This is a genomic window from Microbacterium pasadenense, from assembly GCF_047246565.1.
In the GTDB taxonomy this organism is placed as follows: Bacteria; Actinomycetota; Actinomycetes; order Actinomycetales; family Microbacteriaceae; genus Microbacterium.
Map to the genome: position 1 here is coordinate 318,407 of NZ_JBFOKN010000002.1, position 21,318 is coordinate 339,724.

The following is a 21,318-nucleotide window of genomic DNA, read 5'->3' on the forward strand; positions in this document are numbered from 1 at the left end:
AGCGTCCGGGGGCTCCGTCGCGTCCGGTGGCGCGGCACGTTGATGACATCAGCCGCCACCAAGGAGGACCCCATGGCTACCACCAAGACCGCACCCCTCGTCGCCGCCACCGACGCCCTGAGCAAGGAGCTTGAGGCCGGACCTCGCACGTTTGAGGACACCGCCGAGCTCGCTGCTTACGTCGCCGACTGCGACCGGATCGTCGAGCTCGCTCGGCAGGTCAAGAAGCAGTACGCCAAGCAGGTCGCTGTCATGGCGAGCCAGAAGTCCCGCGCCGCCAAGAAGGAGCGCGTGGCCCGGGCACTTGCGCTCTTGGAGGCCCAGGAGGCTGAGGCCGCCGCACCAAGCGCTTGAGCAATCGGGCCTAGACCCCTGGGAGACCGTCCCAGGGGTCTCACTTTCCGTGCATTCTGCGGGGGGAGACCGGGTGAGGAGAACAAAGTTCCTAGGGTTCCGCCCGAGGTCGGCGCGTTCTGTCCGGCGACGTCTGAACCCTTCGGTAATGTGACGGCATGCCCTCCCAGAAGCCTCGCCTCCTAGACCTATTCAGCTGCGCCGGTGGAGCCGGGATGGGTTATCACCGCGCGGGCTTCGAGGTCGTCGGCGTCGATATCGACCCGCAGCCGCGCTATCCGTTCGAGTTCATTCAGCATGACGCACTGACGCTGGACCCCGAGTTTCTGGCATCGTTTGACGCGATCCACGCATCGCCGCCGTGCCAGTCGTACTCGGACCTCGCCAAGAGGAACGGTAACGCGGACGCCTGGCCCCGCCTGATCGAACCGGTCCGTGAGATGTTGAATGACCTCGGTGTGCCTTACATCATCGAGAACGTCGAAGGCGCACCTCTGCTCAACCCCACTGTGCTGTGCGGGACGATGTTCCCAGGCCTACGTGTGATCCGGCACCGTCTGTTCGAGTCGAACATCGACCTAGCCGCGCCCGCACATGGGAAGCACCCGCTCGTGTTCACCCACGACAAGCGGAAGGCGCACTATGGCAAGCTCGACCAGAACACGTCGTTCGTTCAGGTGACGGGTGGTGGCAACAGTTCCATCGCCAACGCGAAGGCTGCACTTGGCATCGACTGGATGAACAAGCGAGAGCTCAACGAGTCGATTCCGCCCGCGTACACCGAGTACCTTGGCAAGTTCCTCATGGACGCGGTAACGCAGCAAGCGCAGCGCGCCGCCTAGACTCGGGCGCGTGGCCCGTGACAGCGCGAAGAACAAGCTCCGAGCATATTTCCGTGAGCACCAGGGACAGGTCGTAAAAGGCAAGGACCTGCAGGAGCTGGTGAAGCCCGTTGGCGAGTGGGCTCGGCGCGTGCGAGAGCTGCGCGAGCAAGAGGGCTGGCTCATCCACACCAACAACGACACTCAGGACCTCAAGCCTGGGGAGTACATGCTCGTGGCCGACCCGCCCGAGCAGCCAGACAAGGCCTTCAAGCGAGGCATCTCGCAGAAGCTCCGGGCTGAGGTGCTTGACCGCGACGGCTCGACCTGTCAGATGTGCGGGAAAGCTGCGGGAGACATTGATCCTGACACAGGGCGTAAGGTGCGCCTGCACCTTGGCCACATTGTCGACAAGATCTACGGCGGCAAGGACGAGCTATCGAACCTCCGCGCCCTCTGCTCCACCTGCAATCAGGGCGCGAAGAATGTCACCACTGAAAAGCCGTCGGTTGTCTGGTTGCTTGCACAGGTACGCCGCGCGGGACTCGATGACCAGCGGGCCGTGTACTCCTGGCTCAAGCAGAAGTACGGCGAGTAGAGCGCCTCGCGGTACGGGGAGGCGTGGGTGAGAGGTGGGCTAGGCAGCAAATACACACCTCGGTCAGCGACGTTCAGTTCTGGGGAGGTTTCGCCCTAGCTCTAGTACCCGAGCAAGGGCCCCCAGATTCTGCGAGCCCTGCGGAGCCCGTGCGACACGCCGCCCGACACGCGCAGTCAATCCCGGCGCCGGACCAACGGCGCCGATAGAAATGACTGGTCGGGGCTGGTGGCCTCGACCCGTTACCGGTCCCTCCAATCGGCTGTCTCCGGCGTGTCGCAAACGCCGTTACTTGGCATGCGCTCGTAAAGTGCAGCCAACGAGACACCGGAAGGAGGTGATGAGAGTGGGCAACAGCTACCACGTGACCCCCCGCAACGACGGGTGGGCAGCACAGCGCGCAGGCGCTGACCGTGCGGCCTCAGTGCATGACACCCAGGCCGCAGCGATCAACGCTGCACGCGGACACCTGCGTAACCAGGGCGGCGGTGAACTGAACATTCACAACCGTCAGGGCGCTATCCGCGCGAAGGACACGATCCCGAACGGGAACGATCCTCGCAACATCAAGGGCTGACACCCTCAGTGCTGACTTGTGATTTCCGGGGAAGGATTTCACCGTCAGCCTAGCAAGGAGGCGTCAGGCTGGAACCCCTCGCGGGGGACCGGCCTGGCGCCTCTCGGGTTGGCCCTCGAGGTGTTCTTCTACGCGTGCGCACGCGCGGGATGGGCGCCCTCCTCCGCACACACATGATCGATTTACCGGGGAGTGGGTCGGGGGCCAGTTCCTACAGGATGGGAGACCCCTACCCCCGGGCAGCAGCGAGGCGGATTGTGGCTTCAGCGCGGCGGAGAGTGAGCAGCGCGTCCTTCAGTGCTTTCTCGCCTTCAGCCGCCCGGGCGGCTACCTCCATGCGGCGATCGTCTAGCAGCGTGGACACGGTCGGGTCCGAGTGTGAACCCGAAGCGCGCCGACCAGAGTTGTCGCGTGGCCTCACTGTGAAGCCAGGCTTGGCCGACATCTCCGCCACAGCATCACCGTGCACCAGCGCGTGCAACCTGACGAACGAGGCTCCGAATGCTTCGAGGGTGTGGGCTGTGTCAGTCACTGGTCCACCTCTTCCTCGGCTATTGCTGAGAGCAGCTCAGTCGCTTGCGATGCGTCCCGGCCTGCGCTGTTGAACAACGCGGCGAGGCCGCCGATCAGCAGTGTCAGGAGTGCGCGGTCGGTGACCTGAGCCGCGTCGAGCTGGGCGGCCATGCGGGCCGAATCTCCCGACTGGTAGGCGTCGATCGCGGAGAGGATCAGGCGGGCGTTGGTGGAAGTCATGCGGGGTCTCCTTCGGGGAAGAGGGCCTGGAAGACGGCCAGGCGGTCGGGGTGAGTAGCGTCTGAGGTCACGCTGCGCCCTCCTCGACGAAGCGGGCACGCAGGCGACGGTGGGAGTCGCGGGACGAGATGCGGTGAGCTTCGGCGTGGTCGGCGGATGCCGAGAGGTAGCGCCGCATGCGGGCTCGGTTGAGGGCCTGGCACTCAGGGCAGCCGGCACGGTAGACGGTGCCGGAGAGGCCGTGCGTGTGGTTGTCGACGATCATGCGAGTGCTCCGAGAGCAGATAGCAGAACGACCAGGGTGGCGACCAGGGCGGGGGAGTACGCGCGAGCCGCGCGGAGGGTGGGTGTGGTCATGGGTTGCAGGCTCCACTACGAAAAAGAGACCCCCGCCAAGGGAGCCGCTGCAACTCGGCTCCCTCAGACGAGGGTCTCTGGTCTCAAGGTCCCTATCGCCGACGAGGTTGCAGACTCAAGCGATGGGGGCAGGTCAATGGGCTCATCAATGGGCGCCATCGAAATGTGCCGCGGCACGGCACGTTGGGGTCTAGTTCCTGGACGACTCCGGGTGTTCAGTGTTTCGAGCGCGCATCCGGCGGCCGTAGTCACGGGATGAGCGATTGGCGGCGGCTCGGCCAGCCTTGGTGGACCGGTGAGCCCTCGCCATGTCGCGGAGACAGACTCGGCAGTGAGAGCTCAAACCGCTGGGGCGGTCCTTGCGCGGGGTGAACTCGGAGGCCGGCTTGGTGTGCCCGCAGCGGGCGCAACGTTTGGTCATTCAGAACTCCTCTGACAAAAGGCCCAGGTTGGCGGCGAACTGAGCGTTGTCGCTCTTGCCTTGGTTGCATCGAAGATGAGCTGGCTGGAGGTTCCCGAAGTCCTCGGCGAGCTCGGGGTGTGTGCTGAGCGGCAAGCGGTGGTCGGCGCTGAACGAGTTGGGGTGCGGCCACTTGAGCGCGTAGTCAATGGGCTGGCCGCATATGGAGCATGGGCGGCGCTGGCCGCGGAGCTGGGCCTTCAGCTGGCGGAATCGGCGAGTGGACCGGCCGTGAGACGTCATTGTCATCAGCTCCGATCAGCGGCTCGACCCAGGGCGGACTCAGCGGTGAGCGTGGCGCATTCACGCCGTGGGTGCTGAGTCCACCCCAGGGAGAAGGTCCGGACGGGCCACCCAGGGCCTAATCTGACAACCCGTCCGGGGTTTAGTCGGGAACGACCGCAAGGCCACCCGAAAAAGAGGGGCCAGCCACGCGTGTGTGATGAGGACACGCTGCTGGCACTGGGACGCGGTAACCAGCCGCGTGTGATCCCAGCAACCACCGCGTCGAAAGGCATAAGCCCGCGGTGGAAGCGAAGGCGCCGGACCACCCCTCTCCCATGAAGAAGTGGTCCGGCGCGAGTGACCCCCGAGGCTATGACACCTCGAGGGCCGAGTGAGCTACCTGCTCACCAGAGGTTGTGGCTTACGCCGTGAGGTCGGCCTTCACGACGCGACCGGGCAGGAACACGTCTGCGGCCCAGCGGCCCTCAAAACGCCCGACCACCTCGTTGGTGGCGAAGCCGGCCGACTTGTCCCAGTCGACGCGGATGCCCTTGCCGTCCGTGGAGATTCCGACCGCCGAGGTGTCCAGCACCAGGGCCGAGCCCTTGGTCTGGCCGGGGGTCACGAAGGTCCGGATGCCCCAGAGGCCGGTGTTGCCGGAGCCCTCGAAGGGGCCGCCGCCCAGGTAAGCGCCGGTGCCGGTCTCCTTGGAGAGGCGGATCGCGGAGTAGTCGTCCGGGTGGAGGACGATCAGGCTCGCGGTGCCCATGCCGCCGACGGCGACCGTCTTGATGGCCTCGTAGATGGTGTCGGCCGGCGTCGAGACGTAGGCCTGCGTGCCGGTCGCGGCAGCGGTGATGTCAGCGAGCAGGCTCGCCGTCACCACCTGAAGCAGGCCGTTCGCCATCTGCGCGCTCAGGAAGAGCTCAAGCTGGTCGTTGTCCTCCAGGAGGTACTTGTCGATCGGCTCGGTGAGGTGCGCGAAGACGTCGAGCTGGTTGTCCACGCTCTTGGCGCCGAACACCGAGACGGGCTTGGTGCCGCCCGTGGGGACCTTCGCGGCGTTGTTGTCCTGGTTGGTCGCGTCCTGGACCAGGAAGGTGTACTTCGGAGACCGGCGCACGGTCGTCGGGAGCAGGCTCAGGAGACCGAGGCCGATCGAGGTGCTGCCGTCCTGGATCGGGGCCGGCGACAGGGTTGTCTGGATCGCGGACGAGCCCGCGGACACCAGCGAGGACTTGACGCCGGGGAGCGAGGCGTGGATCGACTGCTTCAGCGCTTCCGGGGTCAGGAACCCCTTGGCGTTGTTTGCAGGCGGGGTGATGCCGTCGCTGTCCCAGGTCGATTCGCCGGCGGCCTCCTTGAGACGATCGCCAGCGGCCTTCTGGTTCTGGATGATCGCGGTGAGCTCAGCGGACCGCGCGATTAGGGCGTCGATCTGGACGGCCTTCTCGGCGGGGACGCTGTCGCCCGGCTGGACGGACTTGGTGAAGTTGGCGAGCTGGTCGCGGATCGACTTGAGCTCAGTGATGGGATCCATCAGGTTGACTCCTTTGGGTAGTCACTTGTGCGACCGACTGGTCGCGGAAAGTGCCTGCCCTAGCGGAACCTGCGCGTGAGCTCAGCCGCCCGTTGACCTCCTGGTCCTCGGGGCAGCGTCATCGTTCACGCCGGTTTGGCCGGGTGCGGTGGCCGCCCGGTGCTCTCCTGAGCCTGAGGTCGGTCCGCGTCGGCGGAGAGTGTGGAGAGGGCGGCTGATCGCCCGTCGAGGACTGACCAGCCAGGGTCGAGATTCCGGGACTCGCCCTGTTTCTCCCCCCACATAACAAATAGGGCCTGGGGGGCGGGTAGACGGGTCGTGCGGGCTTGGCAGCCCGGGACTCGCCTTTTTCTCCCCCCATATGAAAAGACCACATTGGGGGCGGGCATACGGGCTATGCGGGTGAGGCGGCCCGGGTGCTCCTCGTGGCGGAAACGGCTCCTGATCTAGCGATTGCCGCAAGGGAGCGGTTTTGGGGCTCGGAAATCCCCGTCTAACTCATGGGAAGTGGGCGGCTTCATGCGTACGCACGTGCGAAGGGGTGCCCGTTGTGGAGGGGGACCACCGCTGCCGGGTGTGCGGGTCGGAGACGCCGAACCGCAGGATTTGCCCCGGCACCCCGCCGGGTCAGCCGGATGCCCGAGAGGCGCGAGTCAGTCGGTGAGCGCGTTCGCCGCGGGGACGTCGTGCTCGTCCGGTTCGACCCGGAGGCCCCAGAAGCCCCGCGCGCCCATGCGCTTCATCTCGCGGAAGCCGCGAGCGCGGAGGTCGGCGTAGAGAGCCTGAGGGGTGGGCCAGGCGGCAGGGTCAGCCGATTGAGCCAGGTCCCACAGGGCGGCTCGGGGGAGCCAGGAGTCCGGGTCGAGCACGAAGGACTCGGGCAAGCCGGTCACGTCAGGGGCAGTGAGCGCGGGAGCCGGGCGATCGGCGACACGAGGCACCTGGCGGCCAGCGGCGTAGTCGAGGGTGGTCGGAGTGATCGTGGGCATGCGGTCGGTCGACCAGCCGGGGTTCATGACGATCGAGACGATGCGAGCGATCCGGCGCTCGGGGACGCCGACAGCCACCATCCAGGCGATCGGCGCGCGGTCGGACTTTTTCTTGTTGCACTCGTCACAGCAGGGGACCGCGTTCTGGGCGTCAGCGGTGCCGCCGTCGTTCAAGGGCCAGAAGTGGTCGGCGGTCGAGCCGGCACGGCGGCCACAGTAGACACAGGCCCAGTGGCGGCGCGGACCCCAGCGCGTCTCGGCAAGAGCGAGGAAGGCGAGGGAGTCGGTCAAGCTGCGGGTCATGGGTGATCCTCTCGAATCGGCGAGGCCCCAGGTGAAGCGGGCCACGTAGACATACTGGCGCGAAGGCGCCGGGGGTTCCGGGATTCCCGAGCATCCCCGGGGAAGGGGCGATATGGAGCCCGGGGCGAGTTGGGGCAGTTAGGGCAAGTAGGGCACCGCGTTCCATTAACCCCTTAAGGGAGTCCCACCTAACAACTAAATAGAAAGCATCGCCCCTACTTGCCCTAACTGCCCCGAAGCGCCCCTTGCTTAGGAAACACTGGGATCGGGGGCATTTTGGGTACTGTCTGGGCGTGCCCTGAGACTCTGTGAGGGCACTTGAGCGCGCCCTGGAACGGTGTCAGGGCAGGTGGAAGGGTGGTTGCAGGGGCTAGCTTCGAGCAGGTGCAGGGGGCTGGCAGTCGCCCTAGATCGCTGCCCTGACCCCGTTCTAGGGCAGGGGCCGGTGCCCTGGTTGGATGTCAGGGCAGGCGCGTACGTCAGTCCGAAGCGTCGCCATCGAGGTAGAAGGCGTGGTCTTTGGGGGCGTTCAGCTTGGGGACCAGGAGGCCATGCCCCAGCTTGGCGGGGGCGTCTGGATCGTCGATGTCGATCCAGTGCGGGACGAGGCGCTCGGGCTGGAACACGTTGCTGCCCCTGGAGGCTGTCGGCATGAGCTCGATGCGGTCGAGTCCGAACCTCTCAAGGAGGTCGCGGCGTGAGTGGTCATCACCGGCTGCCCAGGCATCTGCGATCGTCCGGCCGGTCGGCACCCACCGCCGTTCGATGACCGCCGGGTATGCCTGGAGCTCCGTACGCCGCCCTTTGAGCGTCTGGAGGGTGGTGGCAAGGCGGACCACATCTGCGTCGTCGTGGGCCATATCGGCGAGCGTCTGATCGATCGCGGTCTGGACGCGGGATAGCTCGTCTGCATGCTCAGGCTGCGCCACTGACTCTTCGAGCGTGGCTTCCGGCCAGTGGCCGCGCTCAGCCAGGAAGGCGTCTGTGATCGCCTGCTCAGCGAGCTCAGCCGACATGTTCGGGCCGGGGCAGGTGCCTCCGGCTTTCCGACTGCACGTGTACGTTGGGCGACCTGATCGCACGGTGACCCAGAGCTTCTTGCCACAGACGCCGCACCAGAGGAGGCCTGAGAGAAGGCGAGCTTTGCGGGGGACTCGGCGCGGCTTGCCGCTAGGGACCTTGCCGCTCTTGATGCGCGCGCGGAGCCTGGCGGAGGTGTCAACGTCCAGGGCTGCGGGGAACGGCTGTAGGGGGAGGCCTTCGTCATCGAGGACAAGGGACCAGACCTTCTTGCCGTCCACGACGCGCGAAACGCTGACCCGCCCGAGCACGGCGTCGCCTGTGAGGATGGCCGCCACGGCGGGCCAGGACCAGACACCGGCTGGCAGGTCCTCCGACTCCTCGCCGCGGATGCGCGCGAGGCGCTTTGGTGATCGAGTCGTTGGAACCTGCTCGCGAGTGAGAACGTCGGCGAGTGCGTTGATAGGGCGGTCATCCAGGACCCAGGCACCCATGCGCTTGATCGTCGCCACTTCGGCAGGGTCAAGGATGAGCGTGCGGCCTCGCCCGCTGGGGTGAGGGGCTGGCCGGTAGCCGTAAGGCACCGTGCCGCCCTTGAATCGCCCCGCTTGCTGATTGGCGCGGATCGCGGCGCTGACTCGAAGGGCTGTGTTGTCGGCTTCGGTGCGGGCGACTTCGGAGAGGACGGCGGCGGTCAGGCGCCAGGACGGTTGGCTTGACCGGATGCCGTCGCGCAGGGCGATGAACTCAGCCTTGGGGTTCCGGTCGAGGACTTCGACCAGGCGGCCGATCGCCCCAAGGCCCTGACGGGTCCAGCGGTCGAGCTTCCACACCAGGAGAGCGTCTGCCTCGCCAGAGTCGAGGGCGCGGAGTGCCTCATCTGCGTTCGCCCTGGTCTTGCGGCCCGAGAGGCCGTCGTCGGTGAGTATCTGAGTGACTGTCATACCCTCGGCATCTGCGAAGGCCTCGAGGTCTGCCTGCTGGCGCTGGATACTGTCAGAGACGCCCTCATTGGCGTCGGTGACTGACAGCCGCAGGTAGAGAATCGCTCGTTTCATGAACTTAGATTACTGCGTGAAGTCGGGAGGGTTGGTGGTCGTGATCTGGGCGCTTGCCGGACCGGCGCTCTCCCAGCTGTTCCAGCAGGCGATCGACCAGGTCTCCGGCTTCTGAACGGACGCGACGCCGTGCGAGCGATGGTGTCCGACGACCGCGGTTCGACCCCGGTGGAGTTCGTGCTCGTCGGCGTGCTCCTGACCGTGCTGACGCTCGGCGTCCTGCAGCTCGGGCTCGCGGTCTACGTGCGCAACGTCGTCCACGATGCCGCCGTCGAGGGCGCCTACCATGGCGCCCTCGCCGACGTCACGACGGATGCCGGCGCTTCCCTTGCACGACAGATCGTCGAGCAGGCGGTGGGTGACGGCTTCGTCGAGGCCGTCACCGCGCGGGAGTCGAGTGCGCTCGGACACCCCACCGTCGATGTGACCGTCGTCACGCGGCTCCCGCTGGTCGGGCTGCTGGGCGTCCCGGGTGGCTGGGAGGTGACGGCACGTGCTCCCGCGGAATCGTTCGAATGATCCCGCGCCGGACGCGCCCGCGCGGGGCGAGCGCGGCTCGGCCGCCCTCGAGTTCATCGTCGGCGGGGTCGTCCTCCTCGTGCCGATCGTCTACCTCATCGTCGCCCTCGGCATGATCCAGGCCGAGTCTCTCGGGGTCGATTCCGCCGCCCGGCATGTCGCCCGAAGCGTGGCGACGGCCGAGGGCGCCGCCGACGCCGATGCGCGGGCCGCCCGGGTGCTGGCCGCGATCGTCGCGGAGTACGACATCGAGCCCGGGGCCGTCGACGTGGATGTCGCCTGCGTCGGTGCGGAACCGGTGAGCTGTCCCGCGGCGGGGCAGACGATCCGGGTCACGGTCACCTCCCGGGTGACGCTCCCGCTCGTGCCGCCGGTGCTGGGCCTCGACCGGATGGCGCAGGTCGGCGTCGAGGCGACGTCCGTGCAGAAGGTCTCGCGCTACTGGGGGAACGGCGATGCCGGCTGATGACGACGCCGAGAGCGGCAGCATCCTGCTGCTCACCATCGGATACGCGCTGCTCGCGCTCGTGCTGGTGCTCGTATGCGTCGACGCGACGAGCCTGTACCTGGCGCAGAAGCGCACGCAGGCGGTGGCGGATGCCGCGGCCCTCGCCGGAGCCGACGGGTTCATCGTGACCGTCGAGGGCGGCGCGGTGCGGGCCGAGCTCACCGACGACGGGGTGGCGGAGCAGGCGGCGGCGCTGGTCCGGGCCTACGGCGACGCCGCCGTCGTGGATGCCGGGACGCCCGACGGGCTGTCCGCGCGCGTGAGCGTGACGACGCGGTGGCGACCACCGGTCGCCGCCCTGTTCGTCCCCGACGGCCTGCGGCTGGAGGCGACGGCGACGAGCCGGACGGCGCTGCGCTGACCGGCGTCGTCAGCGGCCGACGTGGGGCACGAACCGGGGCAGCCAGCGGATGAACGCGATCGCACCGAGCAGTCCGATGACCCCCACCGCGCCGGCGGCGAACGACAGCGACGAGGCCGCCGTGATCCCGGTGACGATCAGGGGAGTGGTGGCGCCGCCGGCATCCGTCAGCGTGCGCCACGACCCGAGGAAGGGGGCCGGGTCGTCCGTCGGCGCCAGGTCGGCGCCGATCGTCAGCAGGATGCCGCTGGAGAGGCCGTTGCCGACACCGAGGACGGCGGCGAACATCGCGAACCACATCTCGGAACTCGCGACGTCGTGCGTGACCGACAGAGCGAGGAAGCCGCTCCCCATCAGGATCATCGCCGGAAGTGCCGCCCAGAGCCGGCCGAACCGGTCCATGACCTGCCCGCTCGCGTAGAACAGGGCGAAATCGAGAGCGCCCGAGATGCCCACGACGAGGGCGATGGACTGCGCGTCCAGCCCGATCGAGACGCCCCACAGCGGCAGGACGACCTGGCGGGCGGAGCGAACCGCCGACAGGGATGCGGCCGCGAGACCGACGCGCGACAGCACATGCCGGTGCCGCCACATCGTCCGGAACACGCCGGCCCGCTCGGTGACCGGGATCGACCCCGTCACCGGCTCACCGGAGTCCTCGACGAAACGACCCCGGACCGGGACGGGCGCGACGAACTGCTTCTCGGGATCGGGCCCGAAGGCGACGAGGGCGATCAGCGCCACGAGGCAGACGGCGAGGAACCAGATCGTGACGCGCGGTTGGGCGAACAGGGCGAGCAGCCCCGCCGCGATGAACGGCCCCGTGAACATGCCGAGGCGGAACGTCCCGCCCAGGAGCGACAGCGCACGTGCACGGAAGGCGAGCGGCACGCGCGTCGTCATGAACGAATGGCGTGCCAATCCGAAGGCCGCGGCGCAGAACCCGAGGACGAAGACGGCGAGGGCGAACACGGGGAGCAGCGGCACCAGCGCGCCTGCGATCACGACGACGAGCGCCAGCGTCCCGGCCACGATCATGGTGATGCGCTCCCCGACGCGGGCGACAGCCCATCCGGCCGGGATGTTGCCGACGAGCTGCCCGACGACGAGGAGCGACGAGATGAGCGCGGCCAGGGCCACGTCGGCGCCGAGCTGTCCTGCGAGGGTCGGGATCAGGGGGAGCACCGCGCCCTCACCGACAGCGAACAGCACCGTCGGGGCATAGACCATCGGTCCGAACCGCCACAGCACCTCACGTGCGCTGGGGGAGTCGGGGCGGTCGGACACGGGCATCCACGTTACTCTGGAGTGCCATGCTTGAATTCGATCCTTCTGCCGAGATCCAGGCCCTCCGATCCACCTTCGACGAGATCCGGGCCGTCGTCGACGTCGACGCCCTCAAGGGGGAGATCGAGCGTCTCTCCGGCGAGGCCGGCGCTCCCGACCTCTGGGACGACGTCGAGAAGGCGCAGCGGGTCACGAGCGCGCTCAGCCATCGCCAGTCCGAGCTGAAGCGGGTGTCCGACGTCGAACGCCGACTGGACGACGTCGAGGTGATGGTCGAGCTCGCGCACGAGATGGACGACGAGGACGCCGCGGAAGAGGCGCGTCGCGAGATCCTCGACCTCCAGAAGGTCATCGGCCAGCTCGAGGTGCAGACGCTGCTCGACGGCGAGTACGACGCGCGCGGCGCCGTGGTGACGATCCGCTCCGGTGCGGGCGGCGATGACGCCACCGACTTCGCCGAGATGCTGCTGCGCATGTACCTGCGCTGGGCCGAGCGGCACAAGTATTCCGTCAAGGTGATGGACACCTCGTTCGCCGAGGGCGCGGGCATCAAGTCGGCCACGTTCGAGGTCGACGCGCCCTACGCGTACGGCACGCTCTCCGTGGAGGCGGGCACGCACCGCCTCGCCCGCATCAGCCCGTTCGGGTCCGCCGACAAGCGCCAGACGAGCTTCGCCGCCGTCGAGGTCATCCCCGTGATGGAAGAAGCGCAAGAGGTGGAGATCCCCGAAGGGGACATCCGCGTGGATGTCTTCCGGTCGTCCGGCCCCGGCGGTCAGTCCGTCAACACCACCGACTCGGCGGTGCGCCTCACCCACCTTCCGACCGGCATCGTCGTCTCGATGCAGAACGAGAAGAGCCAGATCCAGAACCGCGCTGCCGCCATGCGCGTCCTCCAGACGCGACTCATGCTGCTGCAGAAGGAGGAGGAGGCCGCGAAGAAGAAGGAACTCGCCGGCACCATCACGGCGAGCTGGGGCGACCAGATGCGCTCGTACTTCCTCTACGGCCAGCAGCTGGTGAAGGACCTCCGCACCGGCCATGAGGTCGGCAACCCGGCGACCGTGTTCGACGGCGACCTCGACGGCTTCATCGCCGCCGGCATCCGCTGGCGCAAGCGCAAGGACGACGACGACTGACGCCCGTCTGAACTTTCTCCATTCAGGTGCATCCAGGTGGAGGACTGCGTCGGAATACCTCTGTGACAGCGCGAACAGGTCGCGCCGAATCAGCAAGGAGTTCCTCATGCGCAAGACACTCTCCGCCGGCATCGGACTCGGTGCGGCGATCGCGGTCACGGCATTCGCTCCGGCAACCGCCGCGACGAGCGACACGGCTGACCTGGCGGTGCTGCACGGCATCCCCGACACACCCGTCGACGTCTACGTCGACGGCGAGCTGACGATCGACGACTTCGAGCCCGGCGATCTCGGCGGGCCGCTCGAGCTGCCCGCCGGCACGTACGCCGTCGCGCTGACGGCCGCCGACGCGGAGGACGACTCCGAGCCGGTGCTGGGCCCGATCGACCTGACCCTCGAGGGCGGTATGAACTACACCGCCGTCGCGCACCTCGACGCCGCCGGCGAGCCGACCGCCGCCCTGTTCACGAACGACACCTCCGAGACGGCCGCCGGCGAAGGCCGGCTGACCGTCCGTCACGTCGCGGCCGCCCCCGCGGTGGACATCCTCGCCGGCGGCGAGGCCGTCGTGACAGGGCTCGAGAACCCCGATGAGGCCTCCCTCGACCTGGCCGCCGGCACGATCAGCGCCGCGGTGGCCCTCGAAGGCACCACCGATCCGGTGATCGGCCCCGCCGACGTGGAGGTCCAGGAAGGCGTGCTCACGATGGTCTTCGCGTGGGGCAACGCCGAGGACGGCAATCTCGACCTCGCCGTCCAGACGGTCGAGGGTCTGCACTCCAACCCGGACGGCGTCAACACCGGCTCCGCCGGCCTCGTCGCCGAGAACGGCGGCAGCATCTGGCTCCTCGCCGGAGGAGCCGGCCTGATCGCCGCCGTCGTCGGCGGCGCCGTGGTCGTCCGCACCGCCACCGCACGACGCTGACAGCCACCATGTCGCCTCGCACCTTCGCCGCCGTCATCCTCGGGCTGACGATGGGGCTGCTGGCGGCATGCACACCCGCCTCGGAGGTCGGCGCCCCCACGCCGGCCTCCGGGGCGGCCACGCGGAGCACCGAGCGACCCGCGTCGCCGGCACCGGCACCGACTCCGGTCGTGTCGGTGCCGGTCGCCCCCGCGACTGCCGCTCCGGTGGCCCTGAGGGTCGCGCCGGTGGAGCTCGTCATCCCCTCGCTGGACGTCGAGATGCCGGTCGTCCCCGTCGGCGTGAAGGGGGACGGCGGGATGGAGATCCCCGAGCGCCCCACGATCGCCGGGTGGTACCGCTTCGGGCGGACCCCGACGGACGACGAGGGAGCCACCGTCCTGGCCGCGCACGTGGACGACCGGGAGTACGGGGTCGGTCCGCTCGCCCGGCTCCGGGACACCCAGCCCGGCAGCAGCGTCACGGTCACGGATGCCGACGGCGTCGACACCCGGTACACCGTCACGACGGTCACCTACATCCCCCGGGCGAAGCTCCCCGTGGCGGACCTGTTCACACGGGAGGGGCCGCGCACCCTCGTGGTGATCACCTGCGGCGGCTCATTCGACGAGCGGACCCGCAGCTATAGCGATAACGTGGTGCTGGTCGCCCGGGCCGCATCATGACGATCGCGGCGGCCCCCGGGCGTCGCGTAACGAAGGAGCACGTCGTCGACGAAGACACCGAGCTCGCGCAGCGATTCGTCTCGGGTGACGAGCGAGCACTCAAGATCCTCTACGACCGCTGGTCCAGGGTGGTATACACACTGGCGGCGCGGTCGCTGGGCGACCTCGCCGAGGCAGAGGACGTGACCCAGCGCACCTTCGTCTCGGCGTGGACCTCGCGAGGGTCGTACCGCCCGGACGGCGCGCCGCTGGGCGCGTGGCTCATCGCGATCGCGCGACGCCGCATCGCCGACGCGCACGAGGCCCGCGCGCGGGTGGCCCGGATCGAGCAGGCCATGATGGCGGTGGCGCCCAACGCGGTGGTCGACGCCCCGGACGTGTCGGACGCCATCATGGTCGCCGATGAGATCGCGCACCTCGAGCCCGACGCCCGCGCCGTCGTCACCCTCGCCTTCTACGAGGACCTGACTCACGGGCAGATCGCCGAGCGGCTGCACATGCCACTCGGTACCGTGAAGAGTCACATCCGCCGAAGTCTGTCCCGCCTGCGAACCCGATTGGAGGCCACTCATGTCGCATCTTGATCCCGACGTAGCGGCTCTCCTCGCCATGGGAGACGACGTCCCCGGCGCCGACCTCGTTCACCTCGAGTCCTGCCCCGAGTGCCGTGCCGAGGTCGCCGCGTACAGTCGCGCCGTGACCGCCGGCCGCGCCGCGTCGTCCGAGGGTGGCCTGCTCACCCCGCCCGACCGGGTGTGGAACGCGATCGCGGCGGAACTGTCCCTTCCGGCCGTATCGGGCGAGCCGGTGGATAACCCGCCGGCCGATGCCGCGCCGGCCGACGCCGCCCCGGCCGATGCCGCGCCGGCCGCAGCCGTGCCCGCGCATCACGTCGCTCGCCGGACCGGCCGCCGGCTGCGTCGTCGGCCGCTCCTGCTGGCGCTGGGCACCGCCGTCGTGGCCGCCGTCGTCGTCACCGGGGTCTGGGTGTCCGGCGGAATCGTGCCGCGAGCGGCGGTGGTCGCCGAGGCGGCCCTGGACGGCTTCCCCGAATGGGGAAGCGCCCGGGGCGAGGCTGCGCTGGAGCGGGTGGACGGGCACAGCCGCGTCGTCGTCTCCCTCGACGCGAGCGTGCCCGACGACGGCTACCGCGAGGTGTGGCTGCTGAAATCGGATGCCTCCGATCTCGTGAGCCTCGGCATCCTCGAGGGGACCGAGGGGGTGTTCCCCGTCCCGGACGACCTCGACCTCGAGCAGTTCACGATCGTGGACATCTCGCAGGAGGAGTCCGACGGCGACCCGGCTCACTCCGGCGACTCGATCGTCCGCGGCGCCCTCGGTTCCACCTGAGCGGGTGTCGCTGAGGGATGCCGGGGGACCGACGCTTAGGCTCGTCGAGTCATGATCCGGTTCGAGAACGTCACCAAGCGCTACCGCGGGACGAGCAAGCCGGCGCTCAGCGAGGTGGAGTTCGACGTCCAGCGCGGCGAGTTCGTCTTCCTCGTGGGCGCGTCGGGCTCCGGCAAGTCCTCCTGCCTGCGCCTCATCCTGCGGGAGGACACTCCCTCCGACGGACGCGTCGTCGTCCTCGGCCGCGACGTGCGCGGACTCGGCACGCGCAAGGTGCCCTACTTCCGGCGCCACATCGGTTCGGTCTTCCAGGACTTCCGCCTGCTCCCGAACAAGACCGTGTTCCAGAACGTCGCCTTCACGCTCCAGGTGATCGGCTCCAGCCGCGCCTTCATCCAGCAGTCGGTGCCCGAGGCGCTCGCGCTCGTCGGTCTCGAAGGCAAGCAGAAGCGCTTCCCCCACGAGCTGTCCGGCGGCGAGCAGCAGCGCGTCGCGATCGCGCGCGCGATCGTGAACCGGCCGCAGATCCTCCTCGCGGATGAACCCACCGGCAACCTCGACCCGGCGACCTCCATCGACATCATGCAGCTCCTCGCCCGCATCAACGCGGGCGGCACGACCGTCGTCATGGCCACCCACGAGGCCGGCTTCGTCGACCAGATGCAGCGCCGGGTGATCGAGCTCAGCGGGGGAGTCATCGTCCGCGATGAACGTCACGGCGGGTACGGCGACACATCGCAGCTGCCGACGCTCGCTCCCGAGACGGTCAAGGGAGCGGCCGCGACGGCCGCCCTGACGGCGGTCCTCGAGCTGCAGAAGCAGATCGCCTCGCAGTCCGACCCGGCATCGGCCGGGCCCGAGGCCGTGAGTCCGCCGCCGCCCGAGCCCGAGACCGTGCTCCCCGCCGTCCCGGTCGTGCCGGACCCCGTTCCGGCGCACGATGCCACTCGGACCTCCGAGGCTCCGCCGGCCGCCGCCGCCGCCGCGCGCGAGCCCGACACCGGCACCCGATCGGTTCCGATCGTGGCGCCGGAGATTGACCTCGGCGCCATCGACGGACTCGGCGTCGCCGACCGCCTGGGCCTCGGCCGCCGCGACGACGAGGACGAAGTGGGGCCGACGGCATGAGGCTCGGACTCGTCCTCAGCGAGGCGCTCACCGGACTTCGTCGCAACGCGTCGATGGTGATCTCGGTCGTCCTCGTCACGTTCGTCTCGCTGACCTTCGTCGGCGCCGCCATGCTCATCCAGCTGCAGATCGGCCAGATGCGCGACTACTGGGTCGATCGCGCCCAGGTCGCCGTGTTCATGTGTCGTGACGATTCGACGCAGACCACCTGCGCCGACGGGCAGGCGGACGAGGAGCAGCTCGCCGCCGTGGCGGACAAGCTGGAGAGTCCGGCGCTCGCGGAGATCGTGCGGGACGTGCGGTTCGAGACGCGCGATGAGGCGTACCAGAACATCATCGAGCAGTGGGGCGAGGAGTACGTCGACTTCATCACCGCCGCGCAGCTGAACGAGACCTACTGGGTCAACCTCGTCGACCCGACGCAGACCGACGTCATCACGGAGGCGTTCAGCGGCATGGCGGGTGTCGAAGAGGTCACCGACCAGATGCAGTACCTCGATCCGCTGTTCTCCGCCCTCACCGTCGCGACCTACATCGCGGTCGCGATCGCCGGCCTGATGCTGATCGCCGCCGTGCTGCTCATCGCGACCACGATCCGTCTCTCCGCGTTCGCGCGCCGGAAGGAGATCGGGATCATGCGACTGGTGGGAGCCTCGAACCGGTTCATCCAGACACCGTTCATCCTCGAGGGGGTCTTCGCGGCGCTGCTCGGCTCGGCGCTCGCGAGCGCGGCGATCTTCCTCGGCGTGGAGTTCGGGGTCAACGGCTACCTCCGCCGCGAGGTGGATTTCGTGACGACGTGGGTCGACATGTCGGATGCCGCGGTGGTGGTCCCGGTCATCGTCGCGCTCGGCCTCGTGCTGGCGGGTGTGTCCGCGAGCTTCGCGATCCGGCGCTGGCTTCGCACCTGAGATGTCCCTGCCTGCGCCCACCCGGTAGACTGGCAGGCCGGTCGCGCGACGTGCGCGGCCCCACGGAGGAGTCATCATGCCCAGGGAACGCGGCGAACAGGTCATCGCGACCAATCGTCGCGCGCGCCACGACTACGCCATCGAGAAGACCTACGAGGCGGGACTCGTGCTCACCGGCACGGAGGTGAAGTCGCTCCGCCAGGGGCGAGCCAACCTCACCGACGGCTACGCCTTCATCGACGGGGGACAGGCCTACCTCGACGCGGTCCACATCCCGGAGTACTCCCAGGGGCACTGGACGAACCACGCCGCCAAGCGCACGCGGAAGCTGCTGCTGCACAAGGACGAGATCGTGAAGCTCTCGCACGCCGTCGCAGCCGGCGGCTATACGCTCATCCCGCTGCGGCTCTACTTCTCGGACGGCCGCGCGAAGGTCGAGATCGCGGTCGCGAAGGGCATGCGCGAGTACGAGAAGCGGCAGACCATCCGCGAGCGCGAGGACAAGCGCGAAGCGGAGCGCGCGATGCGCGGCCGCAACCGCCTCGGCGACTGACCTCAGCTCGCGCGGAAGCGGGCCTCGACTGCCGCCGACACCACGATCGCCTCTGGCCGGAAGTCGGCGAGGGTGCCACCGCCGGCATCCATCGTCATCGCGGCCCTCGCCATCCGGCTCTCGCGCTGCGGGCCGGCGTCTCCGCCGACGAGCAGCCCGACGTCGGCGATCTCGAGCGCCTCGACCGTGCTCTTGCCGATCGCCTCGGCGTAGGCGGTCGCGCGGTGCACGGCGACGGCGACGGCATCCGTCGCGACGTCCCGCTCGGTCTGCAGCCGTGTGGCGGGGGTGAGCTGCCACTCCACGCCGCCGACCTGCACGCCGCTCCGCTCGGCGAGGGTCGAGAGCCACTCCGACAGCGCCGCGAAGTCCGTGAACGTCGCGGTGAGCGCGACGGATGCGTGGTGGACGAGCGGCAGCTGCGTGCCGCGCTCGTTCCAGGGGCGGTCCGACCAGACCGAGATCTGCTGAGCCGACCACTCCTCGATGGCGCGTGCCTCCGCTCGCGCCGCGAGCTCGGAACGGATCGGGTCGACGAGGGCGGCGGCCTGCTCGACGACGGCAGCGCGGTCGTGGCCGTCCATTGCGACGACGAGGGTGGCGACGGCGGTCTCTGCGGCGACGCGCGCCTCGCTCTCGCCGCGCACGGTGATGATGAGCTCGGTCATGAGCTCAACCGTAGGGCCGATCGGTCGGATTGCGTCGGCTCCGCGGGGCGGGGGGCGGCGGCACCGCCTTGGCGGCGATGATGTCGATCCGGCGGATCCGCTCGGGACCGCGCTTGCCGGCCACGACGATCTCGTCGGGGCCGGCGCTCAGCAGCTCGCCGAGCGCATCGGTGGCCTGGCCGGTCGGAAGGAGGTAGCGCACCACGACGCGCGTGCCGGGCTCGGGCAGCGTCACCTCGGCATCACCACTGGCCCGGGGCGTAGTCCTTCAGGAAGACGCCGAACAGATCGTCGCCGGCCTCGCCGCGGACGATCGGGTCGTACACGCGTGCCGCCCCATCGACGAGGTCGAGCGGCGCGTGGAAGCCCTCCTCGGCGAGGCGCACTTTCGTCGGGTGAGGGCGCTCGTCGGTGATCCACCCCGTGTCCACGCTCGTCATGAGGATGCCGTCGGTCTCGAACATCTCCCGCGCACTCGTGCGGGTCAGCATGTTGACGGCGGCTTTCGCCATGTTCGTATGCGGATGCCCCGGACCCTTGTACCCCCGGTTGAACACGCCCTCCATGGCGCTCACGTTGACGACGTAGGTGCGCCGGGCAGTGCTCGATCGCAGCGACTCGCGAAGGCGCGAGATGAGCAGGAACGGCGCCGTCGTGTTCGCCAGCTGCACCTCGAGCATCTCGAGCGGGTCGACCTCTTGGACGCGCTGGACCCACGAGTTGCTGTGGTCGAGGTCCGGGATCAATCCGCCTGCGTCGATCGCGGTTCCGGCGGCGAGCCGTTCCAGCGAGCTCGATCCCGCCGCCATCGCCTGCTCGGTGAGCTCGTCGGCCCGGGAGGCCGCCGCCGCCAGGATCGGGTGTGCGGAAACCGAGCGCTCCAGCGCCTGCGGGTGCTGGTCGTTCGTGTGGCCGAACGTCACGAGCTCGGGCAGCGGTCCATCCGGCAGCGGAGCGAGCTCGGCATCGACGAGCGGCTGGTACGCCCCCGGCGAGCGGCGCACGGTCTGGGTGGCGTTGTTGATCAGGATGTCGAGGGTCCCCGCCGCGGCGACGTCGTCGGCGAGCCCGATCACCTGGGCGGGGTCACGCAGGTCGATGCCGACGATCTTGAGCCGATCGATCCATTCGGCAGAGTCGGGCAGGCTGCTGAAACGGCGCACGGCATCCCGCGGGAATCGCGTCGTGATGGTCGTGTGCGCACCGTCGCGGAGCAGTCGCAGCGCGATGTACATGCCGATCTTCGCGCGGCCGCCCGTCAGGAGCGCTCGCTTCCCGGTGAGGTCGGTGCGTGCCTCGCGCTTGGCGTGGCTGAGCGCCGCGCACGCCGGGCAGAGCTGGTGGTAGAAGGCGTCCACGAGGGTGTAGGGCTGCTTGCAGATGTAGCAGCCGCGCGCCTTCTGCAGGGTGCCGGCGGTCGGCGCGGTCGTGCGGGTGCTGATCGGGATGCCGCGCGTCTCATCGTCGATACGGTCCGGAGCGCCGGTCGCGGTCGCATGCACGACCGCACGGTCCGCCTCGGCGACCGCGTCGCGGATCTCACGCCGGCGGACCTTCTTCGCCGCCTTGAACATCGCCGCGGTCGCACGCCGCACGCGGATGAAGTCGGGGTGGGTCTGATCGAGCTCGTGGAGCTCCGCCAGCACCCGGAGCGTCGTCGCGAGGTCAGCGGGAGCGATGCCGCGGTCGGGCGCGGTGAGGGGATCGGGAAGCACATCAGATTCTACGTCGAGCGACCTGGGTGCGCTGTTAGCGTGGTCCCGTGACCACGACGGATGCCGCGACCCCCGGCATCCGTGTGATCCGCGTCTCGGCTGCCGTGATCCTGGACGAACTGGGCCGTCTGCTGCTGGTCCGGAAGGCGGGCACGACGGCGTTCATGCAGCCGGGCGGGAAGCCCGAACGGGGCGAGCGCCCCGACGAGACGCTCAGCAGGGAGCTCGCCGAGGAGCTGGGCGTCCGGATCGACGCCGCGACGCTCCGTCCGCTCGGCGTCTTCGAGGCGGCCGCCGCCAACGAGCCGGGGTTCGTCGTCGTCGCCGACGTGTTCGCGGCCGACATCGGAGACCAGGAGCCTCGTCCTGCGGCGGAGATCGTCGAGCTCACGTGGGCGACGCACGCCGACGCATCCCGACTCGAGATCGCGCCGCTCGCCCGCGAGCATTTCCTCCCCGCCTGACCGGCGTTCCCGCAGCCCCGGGTTCGATCTCACAGCCGCATCGACTCGTCAAGCCCCTCATCGGGTCGCT

General features: G+C 69.0%; 27 protein-coding genes. 16 read left to right on the forward strand and 11 right to left on the reverse strand.

Going from position 1 to position 21,318, the window contains the following annotated elements:
* The first annotated feature begins 72 nt into the window (after positions 1–72).
* From AB3M83_RS07580 to AB3M83_RS07595, 4 genes are all read left to right on the forward strand, one after another.
* Complete coding sequence (locus AB3M83_RS07580) at positions 73–354, forward strand: hypothetical protein (protein WP_412946602.1); 282 nt, start codon at positions 73–75, stop codon at positions 352–354.
* Between the two features lie 158 nt (positions 355–512).
* On the forward strand, positions 513–1,196 hold the full coding sequence (locus AB3M83_RS07585; RefSeq protein ID WP_412946605.1) for a DNA cytosine methyltransferase: 684 nt from the start codon (positions 513–515) through the stop codon (positions 1,194–1,196).
* 10 nt (positions 1,197–1,206) lie between these two features.
* Positions 1,207–1,773: an HNH endonuclease gene (locus AB3M83_RS07590; protein ID WP_412946608.1), complete on the forward strand. Its 567-nt coding sequence runs from the start codon at positions 1,207–1,209 to the stop codon at positions 1,771–1,773.
* 346 nt (positions 1,774–2,119) lie between these two features.
* The gene (locus AB3M83_RS07595) at positions 2,120–2,350 is read left to right on the forward strand and encodes a DUF2188 domain-containing protein (RefSeq protein WP_412946611.1); all 231 of its coding nucleotides are present in this window, start codon (positions 2,120–2,122) and stop codon (positions 2,348–2,350) included.
* 229 nt (positions 2,351–2,579) lie between these two features.
* Here AB3M83_RS07595 and AB3M83_RS13350 read toward each other — a convergent pair whose 3' ends face one another.
* From AB3M83_RS13350 to AB3M83_RS07625, 7 genes are all read right to left on the reverse strand, one after another.
* Positions 2,580–2,882, reverse strand: a complete 303-nt coding sequence (locus tag AB3M83_RS13350) for a DUF7169 domain-containing protein (RefSeq protein WP_489672218.1) — start codon at positions 2,880–2,882, stop codon at positions 2,580–2,582.
* Positions 2,879–3,103: a hypothetical protein gene (locus AB3M83_RS07600; protein ID WP_412946614.1), complete on the reverse strand. Its 225-nt coding sequence runs from the start codon at positions 3,101–3,103 to the stop codon at positions 2,879–2,881. Before AB3M83_RS07600 ends, AB3M83_RS13350 begins: the two co-directional genes overlap by 4 nt.
* Positions 3,104–3,170: 67 nt before the next feature.
* Positions 3,171–3,368 carry a hypothetical protein gene (locus AB3M83_RS07605; protein WP_412946616.1) on the reverse strand — a complete coding sequence of 66 codons (198 nt, stop codon included), beginning with the start codon at positions 3,366–3,368 and terminating at the stop codon, positions 3,171–3,173.
* A gap of 513 nt (positions 3,369–3,881) precedes the next feature.
* Positions 3,882–4,169, reverse strand: coding sequence for an HNH endonuclease (locus AB3M83_RS07610; RefSeq protein ID WP_412946617.1), 288 nt, complete (start codon positions 4,167–4,169; stop codon positions 3,882–3,884).
* Positions 4,170–4,566: 397 nt separating this feature from the next.
* A complete protein-coding gene (locus tag AB3M83_RS07615; protein ID WP_412946619.1) occupies positions 4,567–5,685 on the reverse strand; it encodes a hypothetical protein in 1,119 nt (372 codons plus the stop codon).
* 653 nt (positions 5,686–6,338) lie between these two features.
* Entirely contained in the window at positions 6,339–6,977 is a 639-nt protein-coding gene (locus AB3M83_RS07620) for an HNH endonuclease (RefSeq protein WP_412946622.1), read from the reverse strand.
* 479 nt (positions 6,978–7,456) lie between these two features.
* Positions 7,457–9,055 carry a recombinase family protein gene (locus tag AB3M83_RS07625; protein ID WP_412946623.1) on the reverse strand — a complete coding sequence of 533 codons (1,599 nt, stop codon included), beginning with the start codon at positions 9,053–9,055 and terminating at the stop codon, positions 7,457–7,459.
* Positions 9,056–9,193: 138 nt separating this feature from the next.
* On the opposite strand from AB3M83_RS07625, the gene AB3M83_RS07630 reads away from it, so the two are divergent.
* Genes AB3M83_RS07630 through AB3M83_RS07640 form a run of 3 tightly spaced genes read left to right on the forward strand, consistent with a single transcriptional unit; the run spans position 9,194 to position 10,443 of the window.
* Positions 9,194–9,574, forward strand: coding sequence for a TadE/TadG family type IV pilus assembly protein (locus AB3M83_RS07630; protein ID WP_412947845.1), 381 nt, complete (start codon positions 9,194–9,196; stop codon positions 9,572–9,574).
* Positions 9,549–10,040 (forward strand): TadE/TadG family type IV pilus assembly protein, encoded by a 492-nt coding sequence (locus AB3M83_RS07635; RefSeq protein ID WP_412946625.1) that lies wholly within the window; start codon positions 9,549–9,551, stop codon positions 10,038–10,040. The genes AB3M83_RS07630 and AB3M83_RS07635 overlap by 26 nt, the downstream gene beginning before the upstream one ends.
* A complete protein-coding gene (locus AB3M83_RS07640; RefSeq protein WP_412946627.1) occupies positions 10,030–10,443 on the forward strand; it encodes a pilus assembly protein TadG-related protein in 414 nt (137 codons plus the stop codon). Before AB3M83_RS07635 ends, AB3M83_RS07640 begins: the two co-directional genes overlap by 11 nt.
* 9 nt (positions 10,444–10,452) lie before the next feature.
* Here the strand turns inward: AB3M83_RS07640 and AB3M83_RS07645 are convergent, their stop codons facing one another.
* Positions 10,453–11,736: an MFS transporter gene (locus tag AB3M83_RS07645; RefSeq protein WP_412946629.1), complete on the reverse strand. Its 1,284-nt coding sequence runs from the start codon at positions 11,734–11,736 to the stop codon at positions 10,453–10,455.
* A gap of 20 nt (positions 11,737–11,756) precedes the next feature.
* On the opposite strand from AB3M83_RS07645, the gene prfB reads away from it, so the two are divergent.
* From prfB to smpB, 8 genes are all read left to right on the forward strand, one after another.
* Entirely contained in the window at positions 11,757–12,869 is a 1,113-nt protein-coding gene (prfB, locus tag AB3M83_RS07650; RefSeq protein WP_412946630.1) for a peptide chain release factor 2, read from the forward strand.
* 106 nt (positions 12,870–12,975) lie between these two features.
* Positions 12,976–13,794 carry a DUF4397 domain-containing protein gene (locus tag AB3M83_RS07655; protein ID WP_412946633.1) on the forward strand — a complete coding sequence of 273 codons (819 nt, stop codon included), beginning with the start codon at positions 12,976–12,978 and terminating at the stop codon, positions 13,792–13,794.
* A gap of 8 nt (positions 13,795–13,802) precedes the next feature.
* A complete protein-coding gene (locus tag AB3M83_RS07660) occupies positions 13,803–14,459 on the forward strand; it encodes a class F sortase (protein ID WP_412946635.1) in 657 nt (218 codons plus the stop codon).
* Positions 14,456–15,043: an RNA polymerase sigma factor gene (locus AB3M83_RS07665; RefSeq protein ID WP_412946638.1), complete on the forward strand. Its 588-nt coding sequence runs from the start codon at positions 14,456–14,458 to the stop codon at positions 15,041–15,043. The genes AB3M83_RS07660 and AB3M83_RS07665 overlap by 4 nt, the downstream gene beginning before the upstream one ends.
* Positions 15,030–15,809: an anti-sigma factor gene (locus tag AB3M83_RS07670; RefSeq protein ID WP_412946641.1), complete on the forward strand. Its 780-nt coding sequence runs from the start codon at positions 15,030–15,032 to the stop codon at positions 15,807–15,809. Before AB3M83_RS07665 ends, AB3M83_RS07670 begins: the two co-directional genes overlap by 14 nt.
* Before the next feature lie 51 nt (positions 15,810–15,860).
* Positions 15,861–16,937 (forward strand): cell division ATP-binding protein FtsE, encoded by a 1,077-nt coding sequence (gene ftsE, locus AB3M83_RS07675; protein WP_412946644.1) that lies wholly within the window; start codon positions 15,861–15,863, stop codon positions 16,935–16,937.
* On the forward strand, positions 16,934–17,848 hold the full coding sequence (gene ftsX / locus AB3M83_RS07680) for a permease-like cell division protein FtsX (RefSeq protein ID WP_412946646.1): 915 nt from the start codon (positions 16,934–16,936) through the stop codon (positions 17,846–17,848). The genes ftsE and ftsX overlap by 4 nt, the downstream gene beginning before the upstream one ends.
* Before the next feature lie 76 nt (positions 17,849–17,924).
* Positions 17,925–18,401: an SsrA-binding protein SmpB gene (gene smpB, locus AB3M83_RS07685; RefSeq protein ID WP_412946649.1), complete on the forward strand. Its 477-nt coding sequence runs from the start codon at positions 17,925–17,927 to the stop codon at positions 18,399–18,401.
* Positions 18,402–18,403: 2 nt separating this feature from the next.
* Here the strand turns inward: smpB and AB3M83_RS07690 are convergent, their stop codons facing one another.
* Genes AB3M83_RS07690 through AB3M83_RS07700 form a run of 3 tightly spaced genes read right to left on the reverse strand, consistent with a single transcriptional unit; the run spans position 18,404 to position 20,784 of the window.
* Positions 18,404–19,069 (reverse strand): SIMPL domain-containing protein, encoded by a 666-nt coding sequence (locus AB3M83_RS07690; RefSeq protein ID WP_412946652.1) that lies wholly within the window; start codon positions 19,067–19,069, stop codon positions 18,404–18,406.
* 4 nt (positions 19,070–19,073) lie between these two features.
* The gene (locus AB3M83_RS07695; protein ID WP_412946655.1) at positions 19,074–19,304 is read right to left on the reverse strand and encodes a putative acetyltransferase; all 231 of its coding nucleotides are present in this window, start codon (positions 19,302–19,304) and stop codon (positions 19,074–19,076) included.
* Between the two features lie 7 nt (positions 19,305–19,311).
* The gene (locus AB3M83_RS07700) at positions 19,312–20,784 is read right to left on the reverse strand and encodes an SDR family NAD(P)-dependent oxidoreductase (RefSeq protein ID WP_412946657.1); all 1,473 of its coding nucleotides are present in this window, start codon (positions 20,782–20,784) and stop codon (positions 19,312–19,314) included.
* Positions 20,785–20,831: 47 nt separating this feature from the next.
* Here AB3M83_RS07700 and AB3M83_RS07705 point away from each other — a divergent pair, with 47 nt between their 5' ends.
* Entirely contained in the window at positions 20,832–21,248 is a 417-nt protein-coding gene (locus AB3M83_RS07705; protein WP_412946659.1) for an NUDIX hydrolase, read from the forward strand.
* Positions 21,249–21,318: the final 70 nt, after the last annotated feature.